Annotated in this window: 5 protein-coding genes and 2 pseudogenes; 3 read left to right on the plus strand and 4 right to left on the minus strand. The window is 68.2% G+C overall.

Going from position 1 to position 7,799, the window contains the following annotated elements:
* Window positions 1-166: 166 nt before the first annotated feature.
* Window positions 167-777 (minus strand): annotated as a pseudogene (locus ACGFSA_RS34390) (DUF6461 domain-containing protein).
* Window positions 778-1,062: 285 nt separating this feature from the next.
* Between ACGFSA_RS34390 and ACGFSA_RS34395 the strand changes: the two are divergent.
* Window positions 1,063-2,289, plus strand: a complete 1,227-nt coding sequence (locus tag ACGFSA_RS34395) for a ParA family protein (RefSeq protein ID WP_393310003.1) — start codon at window positions 1,063-1,065, stop codon at window positions 2,287-2,289.
* Window positions 2,286-3,494 carry a ParB/RepB/Spo0J family partition protein gene (locus tag ACGFSA_RS34400; protein ID WP_393310005.1) on the plus strand — a complete coding sequence of 403 codons (1,209 nt, stop codon included), beginning with the start codon at window positions 2,286-2,288 and terminating at the stop codon, window positions 3,492-3,494. Before ACGFSA_RS34395 ends, ACGFSA_RS34400 begins: the two co-directional genes overlap by 4 nt.
* Before the next feature lie 143 nt (window positions 3,495-3,637).
* Here ACGFSA_RS34400 and ACGFSA_RS34405 read toward each other — a convergent pair whose 3' ends face one another.
* The 3 genes from ACGFSA_RS34405 to ACGFSA_RS34415 form a co-directional block, all read right to left on the minus strand.
* A complete protein-coding gene (locus tag ACGFSA_RS34405) occupies window positions 3,638-4,021 on the minus strand; it encodes a DUF6083 domain-containing protein (protein WP_393310007.1) in 384 nt (127 codons plus the stop codon).
* Between the two features lie 491 nt (window positions 4,022-4,512).
* Window positions 4,513-6,471 (minus strand): hypothetical protein, encoded by a 1,959-nt coding sequence (locus ACGFSA_RS34410; protein WP_393310009.1) that lies wholly within the window; start codon window positions 6,469-6,471, stop codon window positions 4,513-4,515.
* Window positions 6,472-6,808: 337 nt separating this feature from the next.
* A complete protein-coding gene (locus tag ACGFSA_RS34415) occupies window positions 6,809-7,468 on the minus strand; it encodes an MSMEG_1061 family FMN-dependent PPOX-type flavoprotein (RefSeq protein ID WP_393310011.1) in 660 nt (219 codons plus the stop codon).
* Between the two features lie 201 nt (window positions 7,469-7,669).
* Between ACGFSA_RS34415 and ACGFSA_RS34420 the strand changes: the two are divergent.
* Window positions 7,670-7,799 (plus strand): annotated as a pseudogene (locus tag ACGFSA_RS34420) (IS5/IS1182 family transposase); the annotation flags it as partial.

Consider the following 7,799-nt stretch of genomic DNA (forward strand, 5'->3'; position numbering starts at 1 on the left):
TCCGCCGGCCACCGCAACCCCGTGGTCGCTGTGCTTGCCCATGAACTGCTCCATGTCCCGCAGGCTTTCCGGGGTGAAGTCGGCCTTGTAGCCGGAGTGGTTGAGGGCACGGGCGATCCACTCGGCGCTGGTGTGGATGTCGTCGACGAGGGAGGTCGCCACGCGCTCACCTGATCTCCGCGCTGCCGCAGGTAAAGGTGGTTTCCTGGAGGAGTTCCGGTGTGATGCGAACGCCGGTCAGGCGCTCGGTGAGGGCGAATGCTGCTTCCGCGGCCAGGTGCTCTGCGGTGTCGGAGGTCTCGTCCCAGAATTGGAAGCCGCTGTGGTGCATGGCATCCAGGAGTTCGTCAGGGGTCGTCCCCCATCGGTGGTCGGGGAGTCCGGGCTCGAACGTCAGGCGGTTCATAGTGTCCTCGGCCCAGAGGAACGAGTCGACGCCGTTGATGTTGACAAAGTGCGAGACCCAGCGCGTTCCAGCGGATGCCGGCAGGGCTCGCTCTTCGGTGACGCCGAGATATCCGTTGGGTTCGATCAGCAGGGTCCAGTCCCCGACGGTGGTCATGCCGATGAACTGCCGGAGTTGTCAGATCGCTCAATGAGATCGAAGGCTGCGTCCGCTATCGCCGCTGTCCCGGTGTGGGAGGGCTCGGCCTGGCCGCCGAGGCGGGCAAGTACGTCTGAGGGCGGCAGGTTGTGCACCAGCGTGAAGCAGTACGTTTCCGCGAGATCTGGGAAGCGCTCTTCGAACCACACGTAGTCGGCAGCAGTCGCAGTCATGGCCGAGATCCTCGCTCATGCCACTGACACGGCCTGAGGCTGCAAGGCTGCTTCGATGCGCATGGCGGCCCCTTTGAGTTCGGTGAGGAACCATGCCCGAGCCGTCCTCTGGTGTGCATGAACCTCTTTCAGGAACCGGTCTACTCCGTGATCGTGGGGGCCGAGGAACTCGAGGGCGAGAGGGAGGAGGCGGCTTTACCGCGGTAAAGCCCGCGAGGACGCGCCGAGGGGTCTACTAACGCCCCAATGCAAACCATTGATCTTGTGCGTTAGTAAGGTGTCCCCATGAGTTCTCCAGCCAGCGACCGCGAGAAGGTCGTCTCGAAGCTGCCGGGATGGCTCCGGCAGAGCCTCAAGGTCAGGGCCGCCCAGCACGGCATCGAAATCCAGGCAGCAGTCGAGCAGGGTGTCACGGCCTGGTGCGACCTGGCGTCCAGTCTCGAGACCATTGACACGAGGGGCGCGGACTCCTTCGCGACGTTCCTCCCCGAAGGTCAGTGGGACGACTTCCGCCAGGCGGCCGCCGACCGAGGGGTCTCCCTCATCCAGGGGCTCGCGCAGTCAGTACAGCTCTGGCTGGACGCCAACCCTGCCCCGCACATCGAACGGCCGGCCATCACGCGACGCTTCATTGTCTGCAACCAGAAGGGCGGCGTCGGCAAGACAGCCATCACAGCCGGGACCGGCGAAGCCCTCGCAGAGAACCCCGATGCTCTGCACCCCGTACGGATCGCCAAGCAACTCGCTGCAGCCTCCGGGGAGGACAGCCCCCTGGACGTCGAGAACCTCCCCGGTCTCGGGTTGCGCGTACTGCTCGTCGACTTCGACCCGCAGTGCCACCTCACCAACCAGCTCGGCGCCACACCGCTGCCGATGAACGGTGACAGCCTCACCAACCACATGGCCGGCGACCCCAAGGGCGTACTCAAGGACCTCATCGTCTCCATCGACGACGAGACCTTCGGCGGCCGACTGCACCTGCTGCCCGCATGCAACGACGCCTTCCTCCTGGACGTCCGCCTCTCCGCGGTCCGCGCCCGCGAAGCCGCCCTTGAGCGAGCCCTCGCTCCCCTGGAAGGCGACTACGACGTCGTCATCGTCGACTGCCCGCCCAGCCTCGGCCTCAGCATGGACGCCGCCGCCTATTACGGCCGCCGCCGCGACGGCGAAGCACCCGGCCAGTCCGGCGCTCTGATCGTGGTCCAGGCAGAAGACAGCAGCGCCGACGCATACGAGCTCCTCACCAGCCAGTTCGAAGACCTGCGCGGCGACCTCGCCATCGACATCGACTACCTCGGCCTTGTCGTCAACCTCTACGACTCCCGCCGCGGTTACATCGCAACGTCCTCTCTCCAGGGCTGGGTCGACATAAAGGATCCGAGGGTCATCGGCCTCATCGGGGACCTCAAGGAACAGAAGGAAGCGGTCCGCGTGAAGCGCCCGCTCCTCGCCTACGCACCACGAAGCCAGCAGGCCATCGCGATGCGCGCACTCGCACGGGAGATCGCATGAGCAAGGCCGACCAGCTGGGCGCCGGCCGGTTCGGGGCCGCCACCGCCGTCAGCGCCCGACGCCAGGCAGTGGCCGCCGCGACCGGAGCAGCCACCGTCGGGGCCCCCGATAGCCGCCTGCGTACTGTCCCGCTTGAGCAGCTGGTTCCCACGCGGTTCAACCCGCGGCGGAACTTCGGCACGCCGGAAGACCTGCTCGAGTTCGGGCTCAAGCTGAAGAAGAAGCAGCTGCAGCCCGCCGTCGCCGTCACACGTGAGGCGTACCTGAAGCTGTGGGAGGGCGAAGCTGCATCGGTCGGCACGGCCCGCTACGTCATTGCGAATGGTGAGCGCCGATATCGTGCGTCCGAGGCCGCGGGGCTGGGAACCATCGAAGTCGTCATCGACGACGAGGTCGCCAAGTCCAAAGCCGACTTCCTTGACGCGGTCCTCTCCGAGAACAACGACCGGGAAGACCTCGACCCGATCGAGCGCGCCCTCGGTATCCAGACCATGGTTCAGGAACTCGGTGGCAAGGCCAAAGTCGCTGAGCACTACGGCAAGTCCGGCGGCTGGGTGACCCAGCAGATGTACCTCCTCAGCCTGGCCCCCGATCTGCAGACGCTGGTCAGTAGCGGCGATCTGCCGGTGAGGGAGACGCGTGCCCTGGTGAAACTCGCCCATGACGAGCAGCGTGCAGCGTGGCAGCAGCGCATGGTTGAGCGTGATGAGGAGAAGGAGCGACCCCGGACCCGCCGGCCTGCCGAAACCACGATTCCCCCGGCCCCCGACGATCGAACCTTTACCGCGGTAAAGCCCTTGCCCGGCCCGGTGCCTGAACCGGTGCGGTTTACTGCGGTCCGGGAGGATCCAGAGTCCGTCGTCTCGCCGCAGAGCACGCTGGTGCAGCAGAACTCAAGCCCTGCTGCGGTGGAACCGGACCTGGGATCGGACCTGGTCAGTCGCGCCCTGCCGGAGCCTCGAGCCCAGTCTGCGTCAACCGAGGGTGCGATGCTGCGCCGGCCGGTCAAGATGCCTTGGCATGACGGTCGCGCCAGCATGGAGATTGTCTTCAGGAAGCTGAACGTGGAAGAGCGCCGCAAGGCCATAGAGCGGTACTGCGAGCTGCTCGGGTCCGTTGAGGCGGCTGCCGCGGACATCAGGGCAGCAGTCAGCCCCCAGTTCCGGGAAATGCTCGCTCAACACCTCCTGGGCGACGACCTGTAAGCCACAGCAGCCAGCGGCCCTGTTCTCCCGCCAGGTGGTGGGGGAGCGGGGCCGTTGTCGTGTCCGGCCAGTTCCGGTCGAAAATGTGCGCCTTGCTGGGGGTTTTTCGGTCACGCAACAGGGAGATCCTCGGGCAGGCCTCTTCACAGATCGATAACGGCGGGCAGTGCGGTTCCCCACGGCCAGGGCCACCGGGTGTCGGCTGTGGGGTAGGGGCAGACGAGGTGGTGGGCGACGCGGCATACGGCGCCGGGGGTGGGTTCGGCGTCCCACGTGTTGATTGCGATGCCGTCCACGCCGATGACCCACCGTCGGCGGGGCGGGAGTTGGTGAGAGGCGACGGTGACGTCGGGTTCGAGGAGTACCCAGTGGCCTTCGTACAGGGTGGGGTACCGGTCTTCTGGGAGTCCGCAGTCCGGGCAGTCGGGCGGGGCGGGTGGTGTTGGTGCGGTGGCGCCTTCGCGGAGGGCTTGCAGCTCGTCGTCGGGGTGGTCCGGCCAGGGTGTGGTGTTCTCGGTGTCCCCCATGATTGAAAGGGTTCGGACGGGCCGTCAGGTACGGTAGGTCGCGATCCGGCCGGTAGCAGGAGGGACCCTGGGGTGCCGGGGCGACTGTACGGCGCCACACGGGGCATACAGCGGCTCAGCGGCCGGTGCAGGCGGTGGCTGGTTGATGCGCTGCCAACCCGGTACCGATAGGGCGGGCTCGGCGTAAGCAATGGGCATGGCAGTACCGAATCCGACACTGCCCCCGCGACGTTGACGCCGACCTGCCGTAGAAGCACCCGCGCCTACCAGGTCGCCCCGCCGTGCCGGGGCACTGATACCGGCGCCCGCCCTACGGCGGCGCCTCTACCGGCCAGCCCGACAGGTGATTACGGGGGTGACGGAAGGGGCTGAGCAGTGGGGCGGGATCTGGGTCTGGACGGGGTGGTGGACCACTTCACGTTGTCGGGCGCCACGCGGCTACCGGGTCCCGGATCGGCAGACGCGGGCCGGTGGTACCGGCCCGCGTCGGGTCAGCGCACGGTGACGGGCTTTGTGGTGGCCGTGCCGTTGGTCCAACCGTTGCGGTGGGCAGTGATCTTGACCGTGATCTTCTGGCCACGGTCGGCCTTCACCAGGACGTAGGTGGACTTGGTCGCGCCGCTGATGGACTTGCCGTTGCGCTTCCACTGGTACGCGTAGGAAGTGGCGGACGGCGACCAAGTGCCGCGGGCAGCCGTCAGCTTGTAGCCGACCTTGACGGAGCCGGAGATCGACGGCGCGGTGGTGGCCTTCAGGGCGGGGCCGACCGCGACCTTCAGCGCGGGTGAGGTGGAAGCGACGGAGCCCGCGCCGTTGCTGACCGTGACCCGGCAGGACACCTTGTGGGCGTAGTCAGCAGAGGTGAGGGCGCGGGTCTTGGCGGTGGCGCCGGAGATGACCGCGCCGTCGCGCAGCCAGGACCAGGTGGCCTTGGTGTTGGTGCCGTTCCAGGCGGCGGAGCAGGTGAGGGTGGAGCCGGTTCGGGCCGTTCCGCTCACCGCAGCGTTGGTGGTGATCTGTGGCTTGATCAGCAGGGTCTGCGACTGGGACCTCACCTGGGAGGTGTAGCCGCCGCTGCCGGTGTACTCGGCCTTGCGCCACAGCACCGTGGCCCGGCCGTCCGGTCCGGCAGCCACCTCGCCGGCGAGGGCGTCGGTGTTGGGGACGGCGGCAACGGGCGTGCTGTTCAGAGCGGTGGCCTTGCTCCAGGTGCCGTCGGCGCGCACCGCCCACTCAAGGTAGTTGTCGTCGCCGTTGTCGATGCTCGGCACCTGCGGCCACACGACCTGCACGGTTCCGTCAGCGCCGATGGAGGCGTCCACCTGCCAGTTGACGTAGCCGGTGGACAGCGTCTTCGGCGCGGACCACGTCCCGGAGCTCGCGGTGCGGGTCACGGTCTGCACAACAGGGGTACCGGCGGTGCGGCTCCAGCCCGTCCACACGTAGGTGACGTCACCGTTGGGCGCGGCCAGCGGTTCGCTTCCGTCGCTGTAGTTGATGGCGGAAACGGCGGTCTGAGCGGCACCCCAGCTGCCCGAAGGAGCGGTACGGGTGACGGATTTGAGGTCGTCGGCGCCGTTGCGCCACAGCACGGTGGTGGCGTTCTTGGCGTCCATCGCCACCTGTACGTTGCTGGACGTGGCGTCGGTGCCGGGCAGCACGGAGGCGCTGCTCCAACTGGGCTGGGCCGAGGTGCGCGTGGCAGTGGAGACCGTGTGCTCGTCGGTGAAACGGTTGAGTTCGTCCCAGACCGCGGTGGCGGCGCCGCCGGGGGCCACCGCGAGGTCGATGCTCCAGATGGATCCGGTAGTGGTGGAGCCCAGCGTCCGGGGTGCGGACCACGCCCGGTCGCCGGGGGCAAGGGCGGCGGTCCTCACATCGTAGTTCCGGTACCCGTCGCCCTGGTCCCATACGGCGGTGAAGGTGCCGTCGGCCGCCGCGGCCAGGCGGGGCGTGGACATGTCCAGGCCGTCCCAGGCGGCGAGCGTGGCCGGGGCGGACCAGGCTGCCGTGGCCGGGTTCCAGCCGGCGGCCAGGGCGACCAGCGAACCGTCTGCACCACTGCCGTCCAGCCAGGTCACCACGGCCCGTCCGTCGGCGCTCACGGCAAGGACGGCCGCGGAATTCTTGTCACGCCCGGTCGCCAGGGTGTGCGGCGCACTCCACGTCGCGCTGCCGGCAGGCCGGACGGCGGTCCGGAAGTCCCAACCGGTGGCCCCGGCGGCCTTGTCCCGCCACAGCGCGAACACGGCGCCGTCACCGGCCACCTGGACATCGACGAGAGTCTGCTGGCCGTCCGCTCCGGTCAGGGCGACGGCTGTGCTCCACGGCCCCGCCGACGCGGTGTACCCGGCGGCGGCCGAGGGAAGGGCGGTGCCCAACGAGACCGCGGCCACGGTGGCGGCGAGCGCCACGGCGGCAGTCTTCGGTCTGCGTATCTTCAGTGCCATTACGGCTCCTGTCTCAGACGAGCGCGTCTTGCGCCCGGCATGCTCGCGCACATCAGAGCGAGGGGGCGCAGCACCGGCGGAAGGCAGATGGCGTAGATGCCCTCATGCGGATCACGACGCCGCCGCTCCCGCTCCGTGGCCATGATGACAGGACGGAGTAACGGACCATGATGCCGGGTGCTGGCAATCTTGTACGGACCACGATGCCGGGTTTGATACTGGTGGGCTCGCGTATTCAACTGTCACCAGTTGCGACTTACGGGCTGACCCACGATTGATCTTGCGGCGTGCTGGCCTGGGGGTTCGGCTGGCTGGTGTTCACTCGCAGATCGGCCCGCTACTCGTACCGGTACTTCAGCGAGTCCGCCTCCGCCTGCTCGATGTCGGCGATCGTCAGCTCTGGCATCCGCAGCTGGGCCAGCGTCACCTCGGCCGAGGTCGGCTGGGCGTCCGCCGGCAGCCACTGCTCCGGCTTCCAGGCCCCGCTGCGCAGCAGCGACTTGGGGCAGTGCGGGTAGACCTCCTCGATTCCCAGCACCAGCGCACTGGCCGGCGGCTTTCCCACGGCGGTCAGCTGCGACAGCAGCTCCGGGCGGGTGGAGACGACAGCCCGGCCGTTCACCCGCAGGGTGGTGGTCCGCCCGGGGATGACGAACAGTAGCCCGGCCCGCCCGGTGGCGATGACGTTCTGCAGAGTGTCCAGCCGCTTGTTGCCGGTCGCGTCCGGTATCGCCACCGTCCGTGCGTCCAGGACGGCGACGAACCCGGCGGGGCCGCCGCGCGGCGAGACGTCGCAGTTGCCCTCGGCATCCGCGCTGGCGACCAGGACCAGCGATGAACAGCCGATCAACCGCCTGGTGTGCTCGGTGAGTTCGGTCATCTGCTTGCGCACGGCCGCGTCGCCGGGGAGTTCGTACGCCCGGCGCAGCGCCTCCCGGTCCAGCACGGCGTCGAGGCGGAGCGAGTCGAAGGCACTGCCGGCAAGGGGTGTCGTCATGCCTCCGACCCTAACGAGCCGACCTGCGATCGATCTTGGTCGGTGGGGCGGGGACATAGAGACGGCCGCGCAAGTTGTCTGGTGTGTGACGATCAAACAGGCCCACGCGACCATGTCCCATCCTGCCTTCTGCGGGCTGGCGCGCCAACCCTGGTAGGAACGGGTCTGCGAAGAAACGTTCCGTACAACCAGAGGCTCCACGTGGCGTCCAGTATCACCTACACCGCCGTGCTCGGTGTCCGCAGGGCAACCGCCGAGCATCTCGCGAAGCTGCTGCGCGGGCACCGCGAGCAGCTCAGGACCCGCAAGGGCACTCGCGCGCTCGGCGTCT

It is taken from the genome of Streptomyces sp. NPDC048496 (assembly GCF_043200055.1).
In the GTDB taxonomy this organism is placed as follows: Bacteria; Actinomycetota; Actinomycetes; order Streptomycetales; family Streptomycetaceae; genus Streptomyces.